Source organism: Mycobacteroides sp. PCS013 (assembly GCF_049532645.1).
GTDB classification, from domain to species: Bacteria; Actinomycetota; Actinomycetes; order Mycobacteriales; family Mycobacteriaceae; genus Mycobacterium; species Mycobacterium gwanakae.
The window spans coordinates 4,560,773-4,582,933 of record NZ_CP150131.1 but is presented as its reverse complement, the minus strand read 5'-3'; the positions used below and the strand labels follow the sequence as shown (position 1 = coordinate 4,582,933).

25 protein-coding genes are annotated in these 22,161 nt (G+C 64.4%); 10 read left to right on the top strand and 15 right to left on the bottom strand.

Going from position 1 to position 22,161, the window contains the following annotated elements:
• Positions 1 to 11: 11 nt before the first annotated feature.
• The 4 genes from RHO23_RS22785 to RHO23_RS22770 form a co-directional block, all read right to left on the bottom strand.
• A complete protein-coding gene (locus RHO23_RS22785; protein WP_423489281.1) occupies positions 12 to 1,025 on the bottom strand; it encodes a DUF4185 domain-containing protein in 1,014 nt (337 codons plus the stop codon).
• Between the two features lie 227 nt (positions 1,026 to 1,252).
• Positions 1,253 to 1,666, bottom strand: a complete 414-nt coding sequence (locus RHO23_RS22780) for a hypothetical protein (protein ID WP_131727312.1) — start codon at positions 1,664 to 1,666, stop codon at positions 1,253 to 1,255.
• Positions 1,667 to 1,728: 62 nt separating this feature from the next.
• Positions 1,729 to 2,766 (bottom strand): aspartate-semialdehyde dehydrogenase, encoded by a 1,038-nt coding sequence (locus tag RHO23_RS22775; RefSeq protein WP_030095981.1) that lies wholly within the window; start codon positions 2,764 to 2,766, stop codon positions 1,729 to 1,731.
• On the bottom strand, positions 2,763 to 4,028 hold the full coding sequence (locus RHO23_RS22770; RefSeq protein ID WP_030095982.1) for an aspartate kinase: 1,266 nt from the start codon (positions 4,026 to 4,028) through the stop codon (positions 2,763 to 2,765). Before RHO23_RS22770 ends, RHO23_RS22775 begins: the two co-directional genes overlap by 4 nt.
• Positions 4,029 to 4,114: 86 nt before the next feature.
• Here RHO23_RS22770 and RHO23_RS22765 point away from each other — a divergent pair, with 86 nt between their 5' ends.
• Positions 4,115 to 4,717 (top strand): nitroreductase family protein, encoded by a 603-nt coding sequence (locus RHO23_RS22765; RefSeq protein WP_423488390.1) that lies wholly within the window; start codon positions 4,115 to 4,117, stop codon positions 4,715 to 4,717.
• A 6-nt stretch (positions 4,718 to 4,723) separates the two neighbouring features.
• Here RHO23_RS22765 and RHO23_RS22760 read toward each other — a convergent pair whose 3' ends face one another.
• From RHO23_RS22760 to RHO23_RS22745, 4 genes are all read right to left on the bottom strand, one after another.
• Entirely contained in the window at positions 4,724 to 6,091 is a 1,368-nt protein-coding gene (locus tag RHO23_RS22760) for a flavin monoamine oxidase family protein (RefSeq protein WP_423488389.1), read from the bottom strand.
• A 74-nt stretch (positions 6,092 to 6,165) separates the two neighbouring features.
• Positions 6,166 to 6,771, bottom strand: coding sequence for a TetR/AcrR family transcriptional regulator (locus RHO23_RS22755; RefSeq protein WP_064407619.1), 606 nt, complete (start codon positions 6,769 to 6,771; stop codon positions 6,166 to 6,168).
• A gap of 88 nt (positions 6,772 to 6,859) precedes the next feature.
• Complete coding sequence (locus RHO23_RS22750; protein WP_423489280.1) at positions 6,860 to 7,735, bottom strand: hypothetical protein; 876 nt, start codon at positions 7,733 to 7,735, stop codon at positions 6,860 to 6,862.
• Between the two features lie 146 nt (positions 7,736 to 7,881).
• A complete protein-coding gene (locus RHO23_RS22745; RefSeq protein WP_064410116.1) occupies positions 7,882 to 8,919 on the bottom strand; it encodes a hypothetical protein in 1,038 nt (345 codons plus the stop codon).
• Between the two features lie 186 nt (positions 8,920 to 9,105).
• Between RHO23_RS22745 and leuA the strand changes: the two genes are divergently transcribed.
• Positions 9,106 to 10,929, top strand: a complete 1,824-nt coding sequence (leuA, locus tag RHO23_RS22740) for a 2-isopropylmalate synthase (RefSeq protein ID WP_057963558.1) — start codon at positions 9,106 to 9,108, stop codon at positions 10,927 to 10,929.
• A gap of 71 nt (positions 10,930 to 11,000) precedes the next feature.
• Here leuA and RHO23_RS22735 read toward each other — a convergent pair whose 3' ends face one another.
• Positions 11,001 to 11,243 (bottom strand): type B 50S ribosomal protein L31, encoded by a 243-nt coding sequence (locus RHO23_RS22735; protein ID WP_030095989.1) that lies wholly within the window; start codon positions 11,241 to 11,243, stop codon positions 11,001 to 11,003.
• The gene (gene mrf / locus RHO23_RS22730; protein WP_070922041.1) at positions 11,243 to 12,430 is read right to left on the bottom strand and encodes a ribosome hibernation factor-recruiting GTPase MRF; all 1,188 of its coding nucleotides are present in this window, start codon (positions 12,428 to 12,430) and stop codon (positions 11,243 to 11,245) included. The genes RHO23_RS22735 and mrf overlap by 1 nt, the downstream gene beginning before the upstream one ends.
• Before the next feature lie 131 nt (positions 12,431 to 12,561).
• Here mrf and rpmB point away from each other — a divergent pair, with 131 nt between their 5' ends.
• From rpmB to rpsR, 4 genes are read left to right on the top strand one after another with little or no spacing between them, the layout of a single operon-like run.
• Positions 12,562 to 12,798, top strand: coding sequence for a 50S ribosomal protein L28 (gene rpmB, locus RHO23_RS22725; protein ID WP_030095991.1), 237 nt, complete (start codon positions 12,562 to 12,564; stop codon positions 12,796 to 12,798).
• A complete protein-coding gene (gene rpmG / locus RHO23_RS22720) occupies positions 12,798 to 12,962 on the top strand; it encodes a 50S ribosomal protein L33 (RefSeq protein ID WP_030095992.1) in 165 nt (54 codons plus the stop codon). The genes rpmB and rpmG overlap by 1 nt, the downstream gene beginning before the upstream one ends.
• Position 12,963: 1 nt before the next feature.
• Entirely contained in the window at positions 12,964 to 13,269 is a 306-nt protein-coding gene (rpsN, locus tag RHO23_RS22715; RefSeq protein ID WP_030095993.1) for a 30S ribosomal protein S14, read from the top strand.
• On the top strand, positions 13,269 to 13,514 hold the full coding sequence (gene rpsR / locus RHO23_RS22710; RefSeq protein ID WP_057963556.1) for a 30S ribosomal protein S18: 246 nt from the start codon (positions 13,269 to 13,271) through the stop codon (positions 13,512 to 13,514). The genes rpsN and rpsR overlap by 1 nt, the downstream gene beginning before the upstream one ends.
• Positions 13,515 to 13,521: 7 nt before the next feature.
• Here the strand turns inward: rpsR and RHO23_RS22705 are convergent, their stop codons facing one another.
• Genes RHO23_RS22705 through RHO23_RS22685 form a run of 5 tightly spaced genes read right to left on the bottom strand, consistent with a single transcriptional unit; the run spans position 13,522 to position 18,407 of the window.
• Positions 13,522 to 14,673 (bottom strand): serine hydrolase domain-containing protein, encoded by a 1,152-nt coding sequence (locus tag RHO23_RS22705; RefSeq protein ID WP_064407616.1) that lies wholly within the window; start codon positions 14,671 to 14,673, stop codon positions 13,522 to 13,524.
• Positions 14,673 to 15,656 (bottom strand): DEDDh family exonuclease, encoded by a 984-nt coding sequence (locus tag RHO23_RS22700; protein WP_030095996.1) that lies wholly within the window; start codon positions 15,654 to 15,656, stop codon positions 14,673 to 14,675. Before RHO23_RS22700 ends, RHO23_RS22705 begins: the two co-directional genes overlap by 1 nt.
• A gap of 34 nt (positions 15,657 to 15,690) precedes the next feature.
• Positions 15,691 to 16,872 carry an acyl-CoA dehydrogenase family protein gene (locus RHO23_RS22695; protein WP_423488388.1) on the bottom strand — a complete coding sequence of 394 codons (1,182 nt, stop codon included), beginning with the start codon at positions 16,870 to 16,872 and terminating at the stop codon, positions 15,691 to 15,693.
• On the bottom strand, positions 16,869 to 17,936 hold the full coding sequence (locus RHO23_RS22690) for a phosphotransferase family protein (RefSeq protein ID WP_070941843.1): 1,068 nt from the start codon (positions 17,934 to 17,936) through the stop codon (positions 16,869 to 16,871). The genes RHO23_RS22695 and RHO23_RS22690 overlap by 4 nt, the downstream gene beginning before the upstream one ends.
• Positions 17,937 to 17,960: 24 nt before the next feature.
• Positions 17,961 to 18,407 carry a MarR family winged helix-turn-helix transcriptional regulator gene (locus RHO23_RS22685; RefSeq protein WP_078284953.1) on the bottom strand — a complete coding sequence of 149 codons (447 nt, stop codon included), beginning with the start codon at positions 18,405 to 18,407 and terminating at the stop codon, positions 17,961 to 17,963.
• Positions 18,408 to 18,692: 285 nt separating this feature from the next.
• Between RHO23_RS22685 and RHO23_RS22680 the strand changes: the two genes are divergently transcribed.
• The 4 genes from RHO23_RS22680 to RHO23_RS22665 all read left to right on the top strand — a co-directional run bounded on the left by RHO23_RS22680 (position 18,693) and on the right by RHO23_RS22665 (position 22,154).
• Positions 18,693 to 19,253: a hypothetical protein gene (locus tag RHO23_RS22680; RefSeq protein WP_423488387.1), complete on the top strand. Its 561-nt coding sequence runs from the start codon at positions 18,693 to 18,695 to the stop codon at positions 19,251 to 19,253.
• A 113-nt stretch (positions 19,254 to 19,366) separates the two neighbouring features.
• Positions 19,367 to 20,635, top strand: a complete 1,269-nt coding sequence (locus tag RHO23_RS22675) for a MurT ligase domain-containing protein (RefSeq protein ID WP_423488386.1) — start codon at positions 19,367 to 19,369, stop codon at positions 20,633 to 20,635.
• Entirely contained in the window at positions 20,632 to 21,345 is a 714-nt protein-coding gene (locus tag RHO23_RS22670; protein WP_030096002.1) for a type 1 glutamine amidotransferase, read from the top strand. The genes RHO23_RS22675 and RHO23_RS22670 overlap by 4 nt, the downstream gene beginning before the upstream one ends.
• A gap of 188 nt (positions 21,346 to 21,533) precedes the next feature.
• Complete coding sequence (locus tag RHO23_RS22665; RefSeq protein WP_415384054.1) at positions 21,534 to 22,154, top strand: hypothetical protein; 621 nt, start codon at positions 21,534 to 21,536, stop codon at positions 22,152 to 22,154.
• Positions 22,155 to 22,161: the final 7 nt, after the last annotated feature.

Genomic DNA, 22,161 nt, shown 5'->3' with positions numbered 1-22,161 from the left:
GCGGATGTTAGTTAGCCCACACCGGCCCGCAACGGGTTCACCGCGAATTCGATCACCCGATAGGGGGCATGGTCGCGCGAATCGGTGTTCCACTGGCTGACGTAAATGCTGAGCCGATCAAGCGTGGAGTCCGGCCCGATATATCCGCCATACGGCTGGGCCAGGGTGTTGTCCCACGACTCGGGCAGCTCGTCGGCGACCTCGGGCCAGGCTCCGGCGTTGACCACCGTGGTCGCCGGTACCGCGCCGAGCCGCGTGGGGTTGTCGGCAACCCGCACCTCGACGTTGCCCGTGGTCTGGTTGAAGTAGGACAGCACCGCCTGTCCGTCGACCATCTTCATGCTCAGCTCGCCCAGGTGGTCATCCCACAACGGCGTGACGGCGGCACCCCAGGCCCACCTGCCGTGAGCATCGGCGCCCCACCCCTGCCACGTCGCGCGGTCGGTGAACGTGTCCGGCTTGGCCCGGTACAGAACCACGGGTCGCGAACGATCGAATCCGTCGCTGACGATGTACACCCACCCCTTCGGCGACTCAGGGGTCCATAGCGGGTCGTAATAGCCGCTGATCTGAGTCTGCTGGCCATTCGCGTAATCACCGGGTCGTACCGATCCGGGCACGGTCGGCCATCCGGCACGGAACGGGTCAGGCTTCACCAACCGTGTCGACTGCGGAACCAAGTTTTTGGTGACGGCGATGAACAGCCAGTTAGTCCCGTTGATGTCGATGACGCCCGAGGGAAGTTGCGAGAATCCCGGCGGCGTCGGGTCTTCCAAAAGTGGGCGGTCGGTGCCCAGCACACCGGAGTGACGCACACCGGATGCGTTCGGCACCGTTTCCGTGTCGACGCGTAGCGCCACCGGCGAGTACCAGCCGCCGTATCCCACGCCCTGCCCTGCGAAGCTGTCACCACAGATCTGCAGCATGCCGCCGGTGAAAACCATGAACTCGCACAGATCGGTCGCGCCCAGGTTGTAGTCGGAGGTCGCGGTGCCCGTTCCCGCGACCGGCCCAACACGCACCACCTCACCGGGGTCCAGCGCAGGCAGCGACGCGGGCTGCAGCGGGTCAGCGAATGCGGCTGGGAAGCAGGGCAATTGCAGGCTTGTGAATGTCAGTAGCGCGGTCAGCAGAATCGTGCTGCCCCTGATGCGCCGCACGCCTCATCTCCCATCCGACGCCAAGGCGCCACTAACCATCCCAGGACAGGGTAGCCAGTGGCGCCGGGCGGCCGGATCGCGATGGACCCGGGTCAGGGGCGCGGCGCGGAGGGTGCGGGTGGCGTGGAGGGCGCGGGCGGCGGCGGCTGGTCGCGCCGGTCCTGACGCTCGGGCGGCTGCGGCGGGATGAACGCAGGACCGCGCTCGATGATGACCGGCCCACCGGGGGGAAGCATCGGAGGCTGACCGTCCCGCTGGAACATCATGTGCCGGCCGTGCTCACCGGGGCCACCAGGACCGCCGTGCCCACCATGCCCGCACTGCGAGCCGGCCAGCACGCCGAGACCGAAGGTGACGCCGAGGATCACGAATGCACCCGCGACGATGCCGACAACGGCGGCGATCTTCACCAGCAAGGTGTTACTCGCCGAACGCGGCGCGGGCGCGGGTGCCTGCGGAACAGACACCGGATTCGTTGGTGTATCGGGATTGTCTGGAGTTGTCATGCCCCGAGCATGGCCGAACCGACTGACCATTGCCCAGGGAAAACCCGTGAAGTTCCTGTGAGTCAGCTAGCGACGAGCAGTTCGGCGATCTGAATCGTATTGAGCGCGGCACCCTTCCGGAGGTTGTCTCCAGAAATGAACAGCGCCAGACCGCGATTACCCGGAACGCCCGGATCCTGACGGATCCGGCCCACCAGAGATTCGTCGGCACCCGCCGCGGCCAGCGGCGTGGGTACGTCGGCCAGGGTGACGCCCGCCGCCGCGCCAAGCAGCTCAGCGGCACGCGCGGGCGTCAGCTCACGCTCGAACTCGGCATTGATCGAGAGCGAGTGTCCGGTGAAGACCGGAACCCGTACACACGTACCGCTCACCAAAAGCTCTGGGATGCCAAGGATCTTGCGGCTCTCATGACGCAGCTTCTGGTCTTCATCGGTCTCACCGGAGCCGTCGTCGACCAGCGAGCCGGCCAGCGGGATTACGTTGAAGGCAATGGGTGCAACATATTTCACCGGTTCCGGGAAGCTGACGGCAGAGCCGTCGTGCACCAGTTGCTCACCATCGGCGATACCGGCGCGTACCTGAGTGGCCAACTCTTCCACGCCGGCCAGGCCACTGCCCGACACCGCCTGGTAGGTCGACACGATCAGCCGGGCGAGGCCCGCCTCGTCGTGCAACACCTTGAGCACCGGCATCGCAGCCATGGTGGTGCAGTTCGGGTTGGCGATAATGCCTTTCGGCAGCTTCACGCCACGCACGTCGCGATCGAAGTTCACCTCCGAAACCACCAACGGAACGTCCGGGTCCTTGCGCCACGCCGACGAGTTGTCGATGACGGTGACGCCTGCCTCGGCGAACCGTGGTGCTTGCACCCGGGACATGGTGGCCCCGGCGGAGAACAGCGCGATATCCAATCCAGAAGGATCCGCGGTCTCGGTGTTCTCGACCTCGATCTCCTGGCCGCGGAACGTCAGCTTCTTGCCCTCGGAGCGGGCAGACGCGAAGAACCGCACCGATGACGCCGGAAAGTCACGCTCTTCCAATAGCTTTCGCATGACGGCCCCGACCTGCCCGGTCGCGCCGACAACACCAATGGAGGTCATCGCCCGGTACCTCCGTACACGGTGGCTTCCTCTTCGCCACCGAGTTCGAAGGCGTCGTGGATGGCCTTGACCGCGGTGTCGAGCTCATCGTCCTTGACCAGCACCGAGATCCGGATCTCCGACGTCGAGATGAGTTCGATGTTGACCCCGGCCTTGGCCAGCGCCTCACAGAAGCCGGCAGTGACACCCGGGTGGCTGCGCATACCCGCACCCACCAGCGACACCTTGCCGATGTGATCGTCGTAGAGCACCTGCGAGAACCCGATCTCGTTCTTCAGAGAGTCCAGCTTCTCGACCGCGGTGGGCCCATTCTCCTTGGGGCAGGTGAAGGTGATGTCGGTCTTGCCGTCCTCGACCTTGGAGATGTTCTGCAGCACCATGTCGATGTTGATCTCGGCATCGGCCACGGCACGAAAGACCTTGGCGGCGTATCCGGGTACGTCGGGAATCCCGACGACGGTGACCTTGGCCTCGCCACGATCGTGTGCGACACCGGTGAGAATCGCTTCTTCCACAGGAATGTCCTCCATTGATCCGCTGACGATCGTGCCTGGCTTGTCGGTATACGACGAGCGCACGTGAACCGGAACGTTGTATCGCCGGGCGTATTCCACGCAGCGCAGCATGAGCACCTTTGCTCCGGCTGCCGCCATCTCCAGCATTTCCTCGAAACTGACCTTGTCCAGCCGGGCCGCATTCGGCACGATCCGCGGATCGGCGGTGAAGACCCCATCGACGTCGGTGTAGATCTCGCAGACGTCGGCCTTCAGCGCGGCGGCCAGCGCGACGGCGGTGGTATCAGAGCCACCGCGTCCCAACGTGGTGACGTCCTTGCTGTCCTGACTCACACCCTGGAATCCGGCGACCAGCACCACCTGGCCCTCGTCCAGGGCGGAGCGCAACCGGCCGGGAGTGACGTCGATGATCTTGGCGCTGCCGTGCCTGCCGGTGGTGATGACACCGGCCTGCGATCCTGTGAACGAACGCGCCGAGGCCCCCAGCGAGTGAATGGCCATCGCGACCAGGGCGTTGGACATCCGCTCACCGGCCGTCAGGAGCATGTCCAGCTCACGGGGCGGCGGTGCCGGGCAGACCTGTTGAGCCAGGTCAAGCAGCTCGTCGGTGGTGTCACCCATGGCCGAGACCACAACGACGACGTCGTTGCCGTTCTTCTTCGTCTCGACGATGCGTTCGGCCACCCTGCGGATGCGTTCGGCCGTTGCGACCGACGATCCGCCGTACTTTTGGACGACGAGCGCCACGGCATACCTTCCTGCTGTTCGGCCAGGGTCGGGGGAGATCCAGTCATCAGGATAAGGGGTTACGACAACTCGATAACCTGGCCCGTATGGGCAACCCGACCGAACGTACCGCCATCACCTCGGTTCCGATCCAGCCGCTGATCGCCTCGCGCTGGAGTCCGCGGCATTTCGATCCCGGTGCAAACCTGGCTCCCGAGACCCTGACAGCCCTGCTCGAAGCGGGTCGGTGGGCCGCCAGTTGGGGTAAGCGCTTCCCCGTCCGATACATCGTGGGCCTGCGCGGTGACGCCACCTACGAGGCACTGGTCGAGCTGCTCAATCGGGGAAACTCTTACGCAAAAGTTGCGGCAGCGCTCGTGCTGGTGAGCACCGACCTGGGAGATGATGACAACACCGCCGTCTACGCGGCGGTCGATGCCGGACTGGCGATTGCCCAGCTGGGTGTCGAGGCGCGCTCGCACGGTCTGCACACCCATCCGATGGCCGGATTCCGGGCGGACGACGCACCCGGCGTCTTCGGTATCCCCGAGAACGTGCGGCCCATCGCCGTCGTCGCGATCGGACCTGTTCTCGAGGATTACGCCGGTGCCGACGAATCGACCGTCGAGCGCGATCACGCCCCCCGGCAACGCCCCGCGCTGAGCGACATCGCCTTCACCGAGCACTGGGGCGAGAGTTTCGGCGGTTAGCGCGCCTCACCCGGCCGCCAGCACCTCTTCGGCTGCCTGCCTGCCGGATCGGACCGCTCCGTCCATGTAGCCGCTCCAGACCTGCGCCAGCTCCGCACCCGCCCAGTGGATACGCCCGATGGGTGCGGTCAATGCCTTGCCGTACTGCGTCCATACGCCCGCACCAAGCCGTCCTCCGTAGCATCCGCGGGTGAATTCCTCTGCAGTCCAGTCCTGTTCGACGATATCGAATGGTTCCGCGGCCTTCGGGCCGAAGTACTTGATCAGAGCGTCGACAACGATCTGACGCCGTTGCGCGACAGATAACTCTGCGGCGGAGCGCGCATGAGCCCCTTCGAGGAACCCGACCAGCACTCCACACGACCCGTCCGGCGGCGAGTTGTCCATGACTGGACTGAACGCGTCGTCAAGGCTGGCCACAAATCCACTGAGTCCGTCCTCGCGCCAGAACGGCGTCTGGTACCCGACCTGAAACTTGATGACCGCTCCGGCGGGGATCTGCTGAGTGAGACCGTCGCGGGAAGCGGGCAACGCCGGCAGATAGCGAATCCGTCCCGCCAGGGTCGGCGGGACCGCGACAACGACATGCCGTGCACTGACAACACTCCTCGTGGCGGCATGGAAGTCCTCATACGAGACCGCAACCCCGTCCGCGTCCTGCGCGATGGTCCGGACGATGGCACCGAGCTGGACCCGGTCGCCGAGTTCGGCCGCCAGGCGTTCGGAGATCTGGTGCGTGCCGCCGACGACTCTGCGCTCCTGGGCGCCCCCGCCGATGGCAAGCAGCGCTGCCAGGTTGTTGCCCGAGGATTTGAGGTACATCAGGAAATGCAGGAGCGACATCTCGGGCGCCTCCGCGGAGAACACGGCCGGCACCAGAAACCGGAAGAAGCGGGTCGCGACACTGTCGGCGCTGTTGGCCGTGACCCACGCGTCGAAGGTCTGACGATCCAATTCCTCGGCATCCGGCGCCTGCCACGGCGATTCCGGGGGCACTGTCGAGGCCAGGGCCTCGATCTTTACCCACAGTCGTCCCACCTCGGCCAGGGCTTCCGGCGAAAGTCCGAAGAGCCCGTCGCGATATCGGATCGCCTGGCCGTCCAGGACGGTCAGCGCGTCGCCATCCTCGTAACTCGGGAAAGTCTCCAGGCCAAGCTCCGCGATGAGGCCGAGCACGGCGTCTTGGGTGGGCCCCACCCATTGGCCGCCCTTTTCCACCGGCACGCCATTGCTCAGAAACCCGCCCAGGTTGCGTCCCGCCACTCGGTCCCGGGCCTCGAGGACGCGCACGGACTTTCCCGCGGCAACAAGCGTGCGGGCCGCGGACAGCCCCGCGAGACCGGCACCGACCACCACGACATCCACATCCGTCATGCCATCTCCTATTCAAGTCAGTCGTATGACTGAATTCAGGGTAAGGCGAGAAACGGATACAGGCAAGGGAGCCGCTAGGCGGGCGTTACCGCCGCGAGTGAAATCAACATCGTGGTCAGGGAGTCGAGGTCTTCAGCGGAACGAGCCGGGTCCGGACTGACGACATGCTGCAGGATCAGGCCGTCGATTCCGGCCACAAGCACCCGAGCCAACCGCTCGAAAGACACCGCACAACGCTCTCCGGCCCGTCGCGCCGCCTCCTGGCACCAGTGGGCGACGACCTGGGTGTAACGCTCGTACTGCCAGGCCGGGAGATCCTCCAGGCCTGGTGTCCGAAGTGCATGGGTGACGAGTTCGTACTGGACCAGCTGCAGATCGCGATGCTCGTCGACCAGCTGTGACCAGAAATTCCGCACGCCGTGCCGGATCGCGTTCTCCAGGCCGGTTTCGGTTTCCGAGACACCGCGCAGAACTCCCGAGATCTCCTCCACGACATCCTCGATCACCGCCTTGAGCAGGCCCTGCTTACTCGGAAAGACGTACTGGAGCGTCCCCAATGGGATGCCCGCCTCCCCGGCGACAGCGCGCATGGTGGTGCGGCCCACCCCTTCATGCATCAGCACCACACGCGCGGCCGCGACCGCTTCCCTGGTCCGCTGCGCCGATTCGACGTAGGGCATCACAGAACTCCTGTCAGTAGCAGAGCCGATACCTGCCCCTCGATGACCGCGCCGCTGTCCATGACGCCATTGTGTCCCGGTGCACGCCTCAGTCGAACGAACCCCGGAAGATCCCTACCGCCTTGTCGATCATCGCGCGGGTAGATCCACAGTCCCCGGCCTTCAGCGAGAAGCTCAGCACCTCGATGAAAATCCGCTCCGGGGTGCTGTTCTCCTGCATGGCACCACCCGGGACGTCGCGGGCGTACAACGGCTTACCCAGACGCACCATGCTGGTGCACATGCTGCCGTCTTGACCGTGGAAGTACTCGACACCGTCCCGGATTTCCTCGTGCAGCCTCGACGGCGGATCGACGCCCGTCCTCATGGTGAATTCGAATTGAGTATCGCTGTCTTTCAACGAGAATCGACATGAGAACGGGTCGCCAAACAGGGACGTTCTCAGATCATCTACCCGGCCCGGATACTCATCGAGAATCTCGCACGGATCCCGCTCGGCGATCTTGATCGGATACGCGCTCAATGCCTCACGCACAGGCATATCGGCCGGGTTCAGCGTGGCCAGCACACCGATAACTGGCTGTGCCATCTTGCAATTCGGTGCGGGCACGCCCCTGGCGCCGTCGACGACCACAACGCGCAGTGCCGGCACCCGCGTCCCCTTCAACACGGGCGCATTCGGAAGCTTGTTCAACGCGATCGGAAATTCGTACAGACATGTGCCCACGGTGTGAAACACCGGTGCGCCACCGATCGTGAATTCGGGCCGCTCCCGCGAATAGTCACCCAGTACCAGTGACAGACCCACACTCGATGGGGACGCCGTGCCGGTCACCTTGATGGAACCGAAACAGCCACCCACATCTCCCGAAATGTAGGTCGGAGCGCCAATATCCTTGAGCATCAACAAAAGGCCACATGGATCGATCCGTCGCAACGCCCGCAGATAAGCCAACAGGGTCATCTGCGTTTCCGTGAAGGTTTGACCGTATGTGGCCACCTCGCCGACGAACAGACTCGCGCCCGTGAGCGCGGGCGATCCTCCCTTGGCCGAACCGGATACCACGTTCGCACACCCCGCGATCGCCAGTGCGGCGACGAGGCCCAGCGCTATCGAGCGGAGTTTGCGAATAGTCGCACCGCCTTGTCCAAAATCTCCCGCATCTGCCCGCAATCGGTCCGCCCTTCTTCCGTGAAGGCGCTCGCGACCACGGCCGGAAAATAGGCGTCGGCATCGGTATTCGCCGCACCGCCGCCGACATCCTTGGGGTACAACGGATCTCCCACCAACGCCAGCGCGTGACACCCCGTCAGCTGATTCGGATCCTCGTTATGGAAATACGTCACGCCGCCGCGGGTCGATTTCGTGTACTCCTCCGGGAAGTCATCGACGCTGCTCGTCAGCTGCACGGTGTACTCGATATCGGTTTCCGATAGCGAGAAATCACACCCGAAGGGATCGCCCAGCAGGTCCACGGAGACCTTCTGCGCCTTTCCCGGATACTCCCCGAGGATCTCGCACGGATCGCGTTCGGCAAGTTTGATCGGATATGCGCTGAGCGCAGAACGCGGCGGCAATCCCGACGGCAGCTCCTTGGCGATCGCGGTCATCACCTGCTTGGCAAGCCGGCAGTCCGGATCCGAGTATTCGTCCGACCCGTACAGGTACGCACTGACCGACAGCATGGCCTGCATCGTCGGGTTCGAGGGCGCCCCCGGCAGCCGCTCCAGGCCCAGCGGTACCTCGTACTCGCAATCTGCTCCGGTCTCGTAGACCGGGACAGACCCCACCACGAAGGCCGCGGGGACGTCCCGCTTGTCCTGCATCGAATACGCGTAGGAGACCTCGGTGAGACCGGGATCACCTGTGACCTTCACGCTGGCATAACACATCGGAAAGTCGCCAACGACCTGTCCAGGGTCTCCGAAGTCCTTGAGACTGGCGGCGAATCCGCAGGGATCCACCCTCCGTAGCGCACGCGCATAGGCCAGCGTCACCTTCTCGGTGGCATTGAGCTTCTGTCCATAGTCGGGCTGGTCGCCGTGAAAGAAGGAGTCGGCGCCGGGCGCGGGTTCTCCTCCCCGCGGCTGCCCGCTGACAGTGCGCGCACAACCGGTGACCACCAGCAGAACCAGCAGCGTCACCATCCCCCGCCGTACCCACATGCTCTGCGAGCTTGCCAGATGATCGGGCTTCTTGCGGCTGGTAGAGTCCCGTCTATGCAGCGGGCGCTCCTCCTCCGACGCCGCGACAGGGTCTAATCCAGACCGGCTTCCTGTCGCGGGTTGTTGGCGTGCCGGTCGAGATACCCCTCAAACTCCCGGAGCCTTCCCATGACTAGCTTCTCTTCAGACGAGTTCAACTACACCCCCCGCAGCATCGTCACCCCGAATGGACCCATTCCGGCCGACCAACCGGCGTGGAACACCCAGAAGAACAGCTCGATGCCGGTGCATCGGTACCGCTCATTCGCCGATGAGGTCGAAAAGATCGAGCTGCCCGACCGCACCTGGCCCGACAAGGTGATCACCCGCGCACCGCAATGGGCGGCGGTCGACCTGCGTGACGGCAACCAGGCCCTGATCGACCCGATGAGTCCCGCGCGTAAGCGCCGGATGTTCGATATGCAGATCCGGATGGGCTTCAAGGAAATCGAGGTCGGGTTTCCCTCGGCCAGCCAGACCGATTTCGATTTCATCCGCGAGCTGATCAGCGAGAACGCCATCCCCGATGACGTGACCGTCCAGGTGCTGACCCAGTGCCGACCGGAGCTGATCGAACGCACGTTCCTGGCCTGCGAGGGCGCCGCCAAGGTGATCGTGCACTTCTACAACTCGACGTCGATCCTGCAGCGGCGCGTGGTTTTTCGGGGTGAGAAGGACGCGATCCAGAAGATCGCCACCGATGGTGCCCGCAAGTGTGTTGAGGAAGCGGCCAAATACCCCGATACGCATTGGCGTTTCCAGTACTCCCCGGAGTCGTACACCGGCACCGAGCTGCAGTACGCGCTGGAGGTGTGCAACGCCGTCGGCGACATCATCGAGCCGACACCGGACAACCCGATCATCTTCAATCTGCCGTCGACGGTTGAGATGACAACCCCCAATGTGTACGCCGATTCCATCGAGTGGATGAGCCGCAACCTGGCTCGTCGCGACTCGGTAATCCTGAGCCTGCACCCACATAACGATCGTGGAACCGCCGTCGCCGCAGCAGAATTGGGTTACCAGGCAGGCGCCGACCGTATCGAGGGATGTCTGTTCGGCAACGGCGAGCGCACCGGAAACGTGTGCCTGGTGACGCTGGGGCTGAACCTGTTCAGCCGCGGGGTGGACCCACAGATCGATTTCTCCAACATCGACGAGATCCGGCACACGGTCGAGTACTGCAACCAGCTGAAGGTTCCCGAGCGGCACCCGTACGGTGGCGATCTGGTCTACACCGCCTTCTCCGGCAGCCACCAGGACGCCATCAACAAGGGCCTGGATCAAATGAAACGCGATGCGGACGAGGCAGATTCCGACGTCGACGACATTCTGTGGCAGGTGCCATACCTGCCCATCGACCCCAAGGACGTCGGCCGCAACTACGAGGCCGTGATCCGGGTGAACTCGCAATCCGGCAAGGGCGGCGTCGCCTACATCATGAAGTCCGATCACGGATTGGTGCTGCCGCGCCGTCTGCAGATCGAATTCGCGCAGTCGATCCAGCGGATCACCGACGGCGAGGGTGGTGAGGTGAACCCGAAGGAGATCTGGGACGTCTTCGCCGAGGAGTACCTGGCGCCGATCACTCCGCTGGAGCGGATTCGCCAGAAGGTGACCGCATCCGAGGAGGATGGCGGCACGGATTCCATTGCCGCCGTGGTGAAGATCGACGGTAAGGAAACTGAAGTCCACGGTACGGGCAACGGGCCGTTGGCTGCCTTCGTCGATGCGCTGTCGAGCGTGGGCTACACCGTCAACGTCTTGGACTACTCCGAGCACGCCATGAGCGCCGGTGACGATGCGCAGGCGGCGGCCTATGTCGAAGCCATGGTTGTCGGCCCCCACGGCGGCGAGGCACAGACCGTGTGGGGTGTCGGTATCGCACCGTCGATCACCACCGCCTCACTGCGGGCGGTGGTATCGGCCGTCAACCGTGCGGCGCGCGCCTAGACCTCACATCGAGAGCGAGCCTGGCGGAGATTCTTAGCCAACTTTCCGCGCCAGGCTCGCTCTCGATTCGATTAACGAGTCCCGTAGCGCCGGCGGAACTTCTCGACCTGGCCGGCGGTATCCATGATCCGGCGATCGCCCGTCCAGAACGGGTGCGAGTCCGCCGTCACTTCAACGGTGATGAGCGGGTACTCCTGGCCCTCGAACTCAACGGTGCGGGTGCTCGTCGCGGTCGAGCGGGTCAAGAACATTTTTCCGGTGGTGGTGTCCTGGAAGACGACCGGGTGATAATCGGGGTGGATACCGGGCTTCATCAGTGGTTCCCTTCTGTGTTGTTCTCGCCGTAGGACAGGAAGGCCTCAAGCTCGGACACGTGTTCGCACGGATCCTCATGCCAATCGCCGAACGGATCGTCGAATTCATGCCACCTTGCGGGGCTTGCCATTTCGGCATCGGTGAGCAGCGCCCCACGCAATGCGTCCAGCACCTCGGCGCTGTCGGCTCCGCATACCAGCACCGTCATCGCGGTGTGGCGGTCGCCGAAACGGTAGTCCCACATGAGATCGGCGAATGCCCGACGTTCCGGATCCGATCGCAGCACCTCGTCGGAATCCATTGCCGCCAGCCATTTCCCGGCCGCCGAAACTCTGAGGCCACCGCCCGCCGACTCCAGCCACATCGCCTGTTCATCCTGCGTGGCCAACCACAACCGGCCCCGGGTACGGATCACTCCGTCGAGCAACAGATCAATCGCGGCATGCAATCGTTCCGGATGGAAGGGCCTGCGCGCGTTGAACTCCACCAGTGCGATGCGACCGTCAACGGCCAGCGAGGGCTGCCCGCCGAGTAGAGCGCCATGCGGATTGTCGGACCGGCCGCACCGTGCATCCTCTTCCAGATGATCAAGGGCCTGCTCTACGCGACCGATGCGGGCAGTGATGCGGGCCCGTGGTGACAAGCGCCGCAGTACCGACAGCACTTCGGGCTCTGGATTGCGAACCACCAGGACGTCGGCGAACTCGGCCTGTCCAATCACCACCTGTGCGACAGTTCGGCCATCTTCGAGTTCGTCGTCACCGAGCGCTTGCTGCAACCAGTTCACACTGTCCACACAACTGACCACCCCGGCGATCTCGACATCACGGGCGGCCGGTCCGTCGACGAACCCCGGTCCGACACGAACGGGCACGGTGTTGATCGCCCAGCAGATCGGATCGGCTTCCAGCCACGGCTCCAGGTGCAGGACGATCCGCCCGACGTCGTCTCGGCGATGGAGCTTGCGCAGCAGAACGAGCAGGTCATCACGGACCGTGCAGGACACGCAGCCGTGAGCCAGTTCCAGAACGGACTCCGCAGTTCCCCGGATCCCAGCGACGGTCCGCTTGACGATATGCCCGTCGAATCGGTGCCTGACGATGACAGTTCCCGGGTCGCGCGCCAACACGTCCACGACCGCGTCGGTATCGGTCTGTCCGGACACGAGTAGCACCGGCGTGCGCATGACTCTCCCTTTTCCAGCCCTTTTGCACCTAAATGCAAACGATTTTCATTACCAACAGCTTCACGGTACAGTCCCAAGCAACACTTGTCGAAAACGATTCCCATTATCAAATGGGCATGAATGGAGGTCCGTTGTCCGCGCATTGCGAGGTGACCGGACGGTCGCCGGGCTTCGGTAACGCGGTGTCGCATTCACACCGCCGCACCCGTCGCCGCTGGTCACCCAATATCCAGCTCAAGACGTACTACCTGCCCTCGGAGGACCGGCGCATCAAGCTCCGGGTGAGCACCAAGGGCATGAAGGTGATCGACCGAGACGGCATCGAGGCCGTGGTGGCACGGCTGCGCGCGCAGGGACGGAAGTTCTGATGGCGCGCAACGAGATCCGACCCATTGTGAAACTGCGGTCGACCGCGGGCACCGGATACACGTATGTCACCCGCAAGAACCGGCGCAACGATCCGGACCGGATGGTGCTGCGCAAGTACGACCCCGTAGTGCGTAAGCACGTGGAATTCAGAGAGGAGCGCTGAGATGGCCAAGAAATCCAAGATCGCCAAGAACGAGCAGCGCCGCGCCATCGTCGAGCGCTATGCCGAGCGGCGCGCAGAGCTCAAGGAGATCATCCGGCAGCCATTGAGCACCCAGGAGCAGCGCATAGCGGCACAGGCCGAGCTGGCCCGCCAGCCGCGCGATGCCAGCGCGGTGCGGCTGCGCAACCGCGATGCGGTGGACGGCCGGCCCCGTGGTTATCTGCGCAAGTTCGGACTGTCCCGCGTGCGGGTCCGTGAACTCGTGCACGACGGGTCGCTGCCCGGTGTCCGGAAAGCGAGCTGGTGATGGCCGCCAAGACATCCCGCAATCGTCGCGCCAAGGTCGCCGATACCAAACCCAAGCCCAATCTCTTTGCCAAATTGGGTCTTTCAGAGGTCGACTACAAAGACACCAACACCCTGCGCCTGTTCATATCCGAGCGCGGCAAGATCCGTGCCCGCCGGGTGACAGGCCTGACCGTGCAACAGCAGCGCCAGGTCGCCACCGCGATCAAGAACGCCCGCGAGATGGCGCTATTGCCCTACGCCTGACACCCGATCAGCGCGGCTGTGGAATCGCGTTCTCCAACAGGAAGACGTGATCCGGACTGATCACCTTGGTGATAGCGGTACCGAACAAGGTGCTGGGCTGCGCGGGTTGCTTGGCCACGTCGGTATTGAGCAGCGCCACCACGGTGGTCTGTTCGGCGGGCGAGTAGATGGCAAGCGTCTGGTAACCGGGGATGCTGCCGTTGTGGCCGATCCATCCATGCGCATCGAAAATCCCCAGGCCGTAACGGATATCGTCGGGAACCGGCGGCATCGCCACGGTCTGCAACCGCTGCTGCTGGGTGGCCGGTGTCAAAAGCTTGCCCGTTGCCAGCGCGGGCACCCAGATCCGAAGGTCCTCGAGCGTCGAGATCATCGCACCCGCCCAGGACGCCCACGACGGACTCCAATCCGTGCTGTCGATGAGCGGCCCGGTCGGCGTCAGCTGCGTGTATCCCTGCGCGTGTGGATCGGGGATGGTGTTGGTGTCGGGGAAACTGGTGTGTTTCAAGCCGAGTGGTTCGGTGATGTGCTCGCGCACGAATGCCGGTAGGCTCTGCCCACTGACCTTCTCGACCACCTGTCCCAACAGCACGGCGTTGGTGTTGCTGTACTCGTAGCCCTGGCCCGCAGGGAAATTGGGCGGTTGCGCGAAGGCGTAGTCGAGCAGCTGTTGGGTGCTGTACCGGCGCCGTGGATCGGCCTCCAGGTCACGGTTGAAGACCAAGGACATCGAATAGTTGAACAGTCCGCTCTGCATCCGGGCGAGCTGACGCAGGGTGATCTTGTCGCCGCCCGGAACCTTGTCGACATACTTGGCAATCGGATCATCGAGTCCCACCTTGCCCTCATCGACAAGCTGCAGCACCGCGGTAACCGTGAAGGTCTTTGTCACACTGCCGATTCGGTGATAGAAATCGGTACGCATCGGTGCGCGGGTCGTCGTGTTCGCGAGCCCGAATGCCCGTACATACTGCCCCTTGGGTCCCCACACTCCGACGATCGCACCGGGTACCGCCGCGCTCGAGAGCACCTCGTTGATGGCGGTGTCGAGCTTGGCCGACGTCTGCGCGTCCAGGTCTGCGACGGCAATGCCCGAGTGTGTCCCACACCCGCTGACGAGCAGCGCAAGCGCGAGTACCGCACAGAGGATTCGGCGCATCAGAACAGTGAGTACTGCGCTCCGGCGCGGCTGGGAACCGTGAACTGCTCGACATCGGTACCGCCAACAACGCGCCGCACCTCGGTCATGAACGTCTCGTCATCCAGCAGCGGCACGCCGAGCGACCGGGCGTGAAATCCCTTACCTTGCTCAGGATTTGGCTGGTTGCAGATCACCACCGAGGTGTCTTCGTCGACCGTGTCGGCATAGGCGAGGCCGGCCTGCATGATCTGCTCGACCAGCTCCTCATGTGTGCGAGCGACCTCGGAACTCAAGGCCACCCGCATGCCCTGCACCAGCGGCTGACCGGCGACGAACGGGCCGGGATTGAGCCAGTGACACGGCTGACGAGACGCCACGGTCTTGAGGGAGCGCAGCTCCTCGTGTGTCACACGGCCGTTGGGCCAGCGCTTGCGGGTGGTCTCGCGGATGGGGAGCCACGTTCCCCGTTCCCGCGCGCGGTCAAGCACCTTCGGCAGCACCTCGGCCAGTACCCGAGCGTCGTCGTACGCGTCATGGGCCTTGAGCTGCTCGACGCCCCAATGCGCGGCGAGGGTTTCTAGCCGCAGATTGGGCGTATCCAGGTCGAGACGCCGGGTCAGCTCAACCGTGCACATCACCGCCTCGGTGGGCAGCTCGGCACCGGCCAGTTCGGCCTCCGCCGCCAGGAACGAGTAGTCGAACCCGACGTTGTGGGCGACCAGTGTCCGGCCTCGCAGCAGCGCGATGAGGTCAGGGACGATATCGGCGAACTCGGGCTGTCCCTCCAGCATCTCCGGAGTGAGGCCGTGCACATGCGTGGGGCCCGGATCAACACCCGGATTCAGCAGACTCACCACACTGTCGGTGATGCTTCCGTCGGCATCCAGTGCCAACGCCGCGACACTGATGACACGCGCCCGACCTGGCTGAAAGCCGGAAGTCTCCAGGTCAACCACTACCCACTTGGGGCTGTGGTCGGGCGTCTGCCCCCAGATCGGCATGACTCAGGATGGCATGTGGGACCGACAAGCCGCTCTAGGCGCGCGGGGTACGCAACACCTGACGGCCGATGGCGTACTTGTGCACCTCGGTGGGGCCGTCGTACAGACGGAAGGCACGCATATCGCGGAAGATCATCTCCACCGGCGTCTCGTCACTGATGCCGATACCGCCGAGCACCTGCACACACCGGTCGGTGACCTTGAACAGCTCCTCGGACACGAACGACTTGGCCATCGAGCTCTCGTGCCGCCCCTTGGCCCCGTTGTCCATCATCCAGCAGGCGTGCCAGATGGTGAGACGACATTGATGCAGCGCGATCTCATTGTCGGCCAGCATGAAGGAGACTCCCTGATGCTCGCCGATGGTCTTACCGAACGAGGTCCGGGTGCGCGCGTAGTTCACGGCGATGTCCTGAGCGCGGGCGGCGGCCCCGAGCCAACGCATACAGTGCGTCAACCGCGCCGGTGCGAGCCGCAACTGCGCGTACCGGAAGGCCTGGCCGGTCTCCCCGAGCAGCGCCTCCCGCGGCAGAGTCAGATTGTCGAACCGCACCACCGCGTGCCCCTCGGCGTAGTTGCGGTCCATCGTGTTCATGATCCGTTCGATCACAATGCCTGCGGTGTCACCGTCACACAAGAACAGCGTGGGCCCCTCGGGCAGATGATCGTTGGCCTCCAGGTTGGCCATGATGATCCACGTCTTGGCGCCGCGCGCGCCGGTGATGAGCCACTTACGCCCGTTGATGACGAAGTTCTGGCCATCGAAGGTGGCGGAGGTCTTGAGCTGTGACGGGTCCGATCCGGCGCCATCGGGTTCGGTCATCGCGAACGCCGAGCGCTGATACCCCTCGATGACGGGGCGCAGGAATTTCTCCGACTGCTCCTCGTTGGTGATCTTGCCGAGCAGGAACATGTTGCCTTCATCGGGCGCAGCGCAGTTCATCGCGATGGGGCCCAAAGTGGACCAGCCCGCCGCCTCGAAGATCACGGCTTGACCGATATGCGAAAGGCCCCAACCTCCATAGGATTCCGGCGCCTGCACGGTCAGCAGCCCGGCATCTCGAGCCTTGCCGACAAGCTCGGCGCGCAGTTCATCGGTGGGTCCGTGCGCAGTCAGCCGAGGATCGCGCTCGTAGGGAATCACAATGTCGGTGACGAACTCACGCACCCGCTGTGCCTTCGTGGCCAACTCTTCCGGAACGCTGAAATCGATCATATTTCTCCCTCGGTGAATTGTGTTGCCGCCCAACTAAGGACAGCCATGGCGATGTCTTCGAAATCCGCGTATCCGGCGCCGACGAGGTCGCCGCACTGCCACTTGCGGTATAGCTGCATCCACGCGACACCCAAACGGAGCCGCGCGCACGCCACCTGCCAGTGCAACGGGCGCGGCCGCATTCCAGCCACCGTGAAGTAGGAATCGATGACGTCCCGACGACTCGCGAACCCTGTTGTCGTGGTCGGCATCTGATTGACGGCACGCACCGCGGTCGGGTCCCCCGGCTCCATCCAGTACGACGTCAGAATTGCCAGGTCGAAGAGCGGGCAGCCCCGGGTGGCCATATCCCAATCGATCACGGCGTTGGGCGACAACGTTTCCCGGTCGACGAGCATGTTGTCGAGTTTGAGATCCATATGCAGTAGCGAGACCCGCGACTGCTCGGGGATCTGCTGTTCCAGCCGCGAGGTCAGGTTCGTGACGACGGCAGGCAACCCCTCGGGCCACACCGCATGTGCCCGGCGCGTCCAGCCGGCGAGCTGACGTTCAAGGAAGCCCTCGGGCTTGCCGAGATCGCCCAAACCCACCGATTCCGGCGTCACCGCGTGCAGCGAGGTCATCGCCTCGATCAAGGTGGCAGTGATGCGCTCCGGAGCCTCGCCCGGAAGACCTGCCGGCAGTTCTCCACCGATCACCAACCCCTCGCGATACTCCAGAAACTGGAAGGGGGCGCCGAGCACGTCAAGATCATCGCAATACAACAAGCCTCGCGGAGCCAGGGCGAATCCCGCATTGAGCCGCGAGAGCACCCGCCATTCGCGCGCCATATCGTTGGCGCCCTCGGCGATCGGGCCAGCGGGTGGGCGGCGAAACACAGCCGGCCGTCCGTCGAGGGCCACCAGATAGTTCAGATTGGCCTTACCGCCCGCGAACTGTCGCGCCGCCGAGGCATCGAGGACGTGTCCCTGCCGCGCCACCCAGGACGACAGCGCCGACCAGTCTTGCGTCGTCGTCTCGGCTGTGGCGCGGAACACACGCGTTACCCTAGCCGCGTACCTCAACCGGCTGGTTGGTTGGGTGGATGGTCACGCGTTTTCGCCGGTAGCGTCGATCAGTCGCCCCAGTATTCGTCTGAGTTCGCCCTGATCCTCGGCGCTCAAGCGGCCGAACATCTCGTCCTCCGCGGCCCGGATTGCCGACTCCACGCGTTTGAGTAACGCCTTGCCCTTGGCGGTGACCCGGGCCGGTAACGCTCGCCCCGAGGCCGGCACCGTCGGCCGGGACACCAGCGCCACGTTCTGCAATCCGTTGAGAACCTGATTCATCGCCTGTGCCGAGACGTTGTGTTCGCGCGCCAGCTCAGCGCTGGTACGCCCGGGGCTTTCGTTGAGCATCCGCAGGCACATGAACTCCGGCATCCCGAGCCCGAGCGGCCGCAACGCAGCAAGGACCTGCGGACGCATCACGGCACCAGCCCGGAACATCAGGTACCCCAGTGGCTCGACCTCATCGGATTCAGTCATCGCAAGCATCCTGGCATGAACCTTCCAGGACGCACGCAGACTCGCACCCTTTGACTGGGCACGCTCGGAAGGTAAGCCCAGGCAACTCGGCCTTTCTACCGAGGATGACCAGGCCGCGACATGGACAGCGCGAACAAACTGTTGCCGTGCAATGGATTACCGCTCACTACGAAATTCTCAGCCAACTCATATCAAGAATCTTGACATGCTGGATTCAGCGCAGGTATCAAGGAAGTTGATACAGGTTCAGCGGGCAACACGTCAGCTGCCTGATCTTCAGAGAAGGAGAATTAGATGTCTGATTCATTCGCAGGCTTCGAAGGTCACGGTCCCGCCTTCGGCGGACCCGGATTTGGCGGACCCGGATTTGGCGGCCCGGGGTTCGGCCCCGGCGGTCCCGGCGGTTTCGGATTCCGCATCAAGCGCGCCGTCACCGCCTCACTGCTGCTCGACGGGCCCGCCAGCGCCGCGCAGATCGTGCAGCGTGTCTCGGATGCAACCGAGGGTGAGATCACCCTTCCCGAGCCCGTGGTCGAGCGTGTCCTCGAACGGCTGGCCCATCGCGGCGTGGTGAAGACCGACGACGGCGTGGCCACCCTGACCGACTTCGGCCGGAAGGTGCTCGCGAAGCGGGGCATCACCAGCCAGACCGCGCAAGCACTCCGGACCAAGTTGTTCCCCAAACTCGTCAATGTCCTCAAGCTCCGCTCGGGGCTGGCCGAGATTGCCGGGCTGGCGCGCGTCATCGCCCTGACCGGTACTGCCGAGCAGAAGGAGCAGCTGGCAGAGGCCAGCGCCACGCTTCAGGCCACGGTCAACGACGTCAAGCAGTCGCTACAGCGCGCCGTCGCCTAGAGGCTGGATCTGCACTGCCCGTGCGGCCATCACCTCCGGTCGCACGGGCAGTGCACACCTGCTCCACGACGGCGACATCATCGCCTCGCAGGGGCCTCCAATAAACTGCGCGGATGCCCATCGAGCACCTATCGCTGCGCGGCCGAATCGCGCTCGCCGCGGGCTCCGCCGCGCGCTGGGCCTCGCGTGTCAGTAGTCGCGGCGCGGGGTCAATGATCGGCGGGCTGGTTGCCCTCAAACTCGACGGCGGCATCCTGGCCGAACTGGGGGTCGGCCGCCGCACGGCCATAGTCACCGGCACCAACGGCAAGTCCACCACCACCCGCATGCTGACCGCTGCGCTCGCGACCACCGGGCCAGTGGCCACCAACACCGAGGGCTCGAACATGGACGCGGGTCTGGTGGCGGCACTGGCCGGAACCCGCGAGGCCGAGCTGGCGGTGCTCGAGGTCGACGAGATGCATGTGCCACATGTCGCCGACGCGATCCGCCCCGCAGTCATCGTGCTGCTCAATCTCAGCCGCGATCAGCTTGACCGCGTCGGCGAGATCAACAACATCGAGCGCACTCTGCGCAAGGGGCTGTCCCGACACCGTGACGCGGTGATCGTCGCGAACTGCGATGACGTCCTCATGACTTCGGCGGCCTACGACAACCCGAATGTCGTCTGGGTGGCCGCCGGCGGCGGCTGGGCCGGTGATTCGGTGAGCTGTCCACGCAGCGGCGAGCTCATCGTCCGCGACGGAAACCATTGGCACAGTACCGGAACCGACTTCTCCCGACCGGACCCGGACTGGTGGTTCGACGACGACCGCATCTATGGGCCCAGCGGAATCAGCCTGCCGATGTCGCTGACGCTGCCCGGTACCGCCAACCGCGGAAACGCAACGCTCGCGGTGGCCGGGGCAGTTGAGCTCGGTGCCCGCCCCGGCCCTGCCGTCGATGCCGTATCCGCGGTCGATCAGGTGGCCGGCCGCTACCGGAGCATCGATCTCGGAGATCACACGGTCCGACTGCTGCTGGCCAAGAATCCGGCCGGCTGGCAGGAAGCGCTGTCGATGGTGGACACCGACGCCGACGGACTCGTCATCGCCGTCAACGGGCAGGTCCCCGACGGCGAAGACCTGTCCTGGCTATGGGATGTCAACTTTGAACATTTCGCGTGCGATAACCCGCAGACCACCGTGCCGCCCGTCGTCGCGTCGGGCGAACGCGGCACCGATCTCGCGGTGCGGCTGACTTATGCCAGCGTCACGCACACCTTGCATCACGACCCTGTTCAGGCCATCAGAGCCTGTCCGTCCGGCAAGGTCGACGTGATCGCCAACTACACGGCGTTCCTCAACCTCAACCGCGCGCTGGCCAAAGGTGGTGCGGTATGAGCGAATCCACCGTTCGAATCGGCCTGGTACTCCCGGACGTGATGGGCACCTACGGCGATTCGGGTAATGCCGTGGTGCTGCGGCAGCGCCTGCGGATGCGCGGAATCGACGCCGAGATCGTGGAGATCACCCTCGCAGATCCCGTTCCCGACTCCCTGGACGTGTACACGCTGGGCGGGGCCGAAGACTACGCACAACGGCTCGCCACCCGTCACCTCATCGCGCATCCGGGCCTGCAACGCGCCGCCGAGCGCGGTGCACCGGTGCTGGCGATCTGCGCGGCCATCCAGGTGCTCGGGCATTGGTACGAAACGTCATCCGGTGAGCGCGTCGAAGGCGTCGGCCTGCTCGATGTCACCACCAGCCCGCAGGACAAGCGCACCATCGGCGAATTGGCCGGCGTACCCATCATGGATGAGCTCGAAGACACCCTGACAGGATTCGAGAATCACCGCGGTGGAACAGTTTTGGGACCCGCAGCGGCTCCGCTGTCCAAGGTCGGCCGAGGCGCCGGGAATCGTGCCGGCGACGGTGCCGACGGTGTGGTGCAGGGCAGCGTGATCGCCACCTACATGCACGGTCCGTGTCTGGCCCGCAATCCCGAGCTGGCGGACCTGTTACTTGCGCGCGCCATGAACGTGCCGCAACTGACCCCGCTGGACCTGGACGAGGTAGCGCGGCTGCGCCGAGAGCGCTTGTCCGCCCGCTAGCCTTCCCCCGCCCTCTCATGGGCAGAGCACCAGGTACCGAATTCGAGTAGTCGATTACTCACGCAGACCCGGCCGTACGCGCAATACGTTCCGTGGGCATTCACGTTCCATACCGAACGCCCAAAGGAGCGATTGTGACCAGTGATTCCGTAGCACGGTTCTTAAAGGCTGAGCGGCGCAGTCTATCTGTGCCAGAAGAGAAGTCGGTGATCGTCGATCCCAGCGACCGCGAATGGGCTGAGGTGACGCATCGCCTGGACATCGCCGGATACGACGATCTTCAGACCCTGCGCCTGGTCCCCGAACGCTTGGAGGAAAGCGTTGCACGCCAGGCCATAGCTGAGGATGATCTCGCGGTACGTGAGATCGCCCGTCGCATGGCTGAGAGTGTCGCCGAACACCCCGACGTCCAGGACTCGTGCTGCACACCGTGTGCGAGCAAGAGCGAGGGGCGAGTGAGCTACCCGGCGCGACTCAGCCAGCTCTACCGCGAGATCCGCCCGGCCCTGCACACGAATCTGTCACGCGCAGTGAGTGATGCACTTGGAGTGCCGCTGGAGGCCGACAGCCTCGAGGTGAAGATCACCCATTCGTTCACCCAGCGGTACGCCGCACATGCCACCCGAATACCGCTGGTTCTCGTGCTGTTCAAAGATATCGAGATCGGCAGGAGCGCGACGCTGACCTTGGGGTCGAAAGCGAAGAGCCTGTGGGCCAACGACATCCGCATTCATACCGGCGGACGACTAGTTATCACCTCCAGTTACATCAAGATTCGCGCGACATCCGTTCGCGGCAACCTGGCATAAGCAGCGA

What these genes read in the sequence shown, in the direction of transcription:
- RHO23_RS22780 (WP_131727312.1), bottom strand. Translation starts at nt 1,666, where the DNA reads ATGACAACTCCAGACAATCCCGATACACCAACGAATCCGGTGTCTGTT.
- RHO23_RS22775 (WP_030095981.1), bottom strand. Translation starts at nt 2,766, where the DNA reads ATGACCTCCATTGGTGTTGTCGGCGCGACCGGGCAGGTCGGGGCCGTC.
- RHO23_RS22765 (WP_423488390.1), top strand. Translation starts at nt 4,115, where the DNA reads ATGGGCAACCCGACCGAACGTACCGCCATCACCTCGGTTCCGATCCAG.
- RHO23_RS22760 (WP_423488389.1), bottom strand. Translation starts at nt 6,091, where the DNA reads ATGACGGATGTGGATGTCGTGGTGGTCGGTGCCGGTCTCGCGGGGCTG.
- RHO23_RS22755 (WP_064407619.1), bottom strand. Translation starts at nt 6,771, where the DNA reads ATGCCCTACGTCGAATCGGCGCAGCGGACCAGGGAAGCGGTCGCGGCC.
- RHO23_RS22750 (WP_423489280.1), bottom strand. Translation starts at nt 7,735, where the DNA reads ATGACCCTGTTGGCTTATCTGCGGGCGTTGCGACGGATCGATCCATGT.
- RHO23_RS22745 (WP_064410116.1), bottom strand. Translation starts at nt 8,919, where the DNA reads ATGGTGACGCTGCTGGTTCTGCTGGTGGTCACCGGTTGTGCGCGCACT.
- leuA (WP_057963558.1), top strand. Translation starts at nt 9,106, where the DNA reads ATGACTAGCTTCTCTTCAGACGAGTTCAACTACACCCCCCGCAGCATC.
- RHO23_RS22735 (WP_030095989.1), bottom strand. Translation starts at nt 11,243, where the DNA reads ATGAAGCCCGGTATCCACCCCGATTATCACCCGGTCGTCTTCCAGGAC.
- mrf (WP_070922041.1), bottom strand. Translation starts at nt 12,430, where the DNA reads ATGCGCACGCCGGTGCTACTCGTGTCCGGACAGACCGATACCGACGCG.
- rpmG (WP_030095992.1), top strand. Translation starts at nt 12,798, where the DNA reads ATGGCGCGCAACGAGATCCGACCCATTGTGAAACTGCGGTCGACCGCG.
- rpsN (WP_030095993.1), top strand. Translation starts at nt 12,964, where the DNA reads ATGGCCAAGAAATCCAAGATCGCCAAGAACGAGCAGCGCCGCGCCATC.
- rpsR (WP_057963556.1), top strand. Translation starts at nt 13,269, where the DNA reads ATGGCCGCCAAGACATCCCGCAATCGTCGCGCCAAGGTCGCCGATACC.
- RHO23_RS22705 (WP_064407616.1), bottom strand. Translation starts at nt 14,673, where the DNA reads ATGCGCCGAATCCTCTGTGCGGTACTCGCGCTTGCGCTGCTCGTCAGC.
- RHO23_RS22700 (WP_030095996.1), bottom strand. Translation starts at nt 15,656, where the DNA reads ATGCCGATCTGGGGGCAGACGCCCGACCACAGCCCCAAGTGGGTAGTG.
- RHO23_RS22695 (WP_423488388.1), bottom strand. Translation starts at nt 16,872, where the DNA reads ATGATCGATTTCAGCGTTCCGGAAGAGTTGGCCACGAAGGCACAGCGG.
- RHO23_RS22685 (WP_078284953.1), bottom strand. Translation starts at nt 18,407, where the DNA reads ATGCTTGCGATGACTGAATCCGATGAGGTCGAGCCACTGGGGTACCTG.
- RHO23_RS22680 (WP_423488387.1), top strand. Translation starts at nt 18,693, where the DNA reads ATGTCTGATTCATTCGCAGGCTTCGAAGGTCACGGTCCCGCCTTCGGC.
- RHO23_RS22675 (WP_423488386.1), top strand. Translation starts at nt 19,367, where the DNA reads ATGCCCATCGAGCACCTATCGCTGCGCGGCCGAATCGCGCTCGCCGCG.
- RHO23_RS22670 (WP_030096002.1), top strand. Translation starts at nt 20,632, where the DNA reads ATGAGCGAATCCACCGTTCGAATCGGCCTGGTACTCCCGGACGTGATG.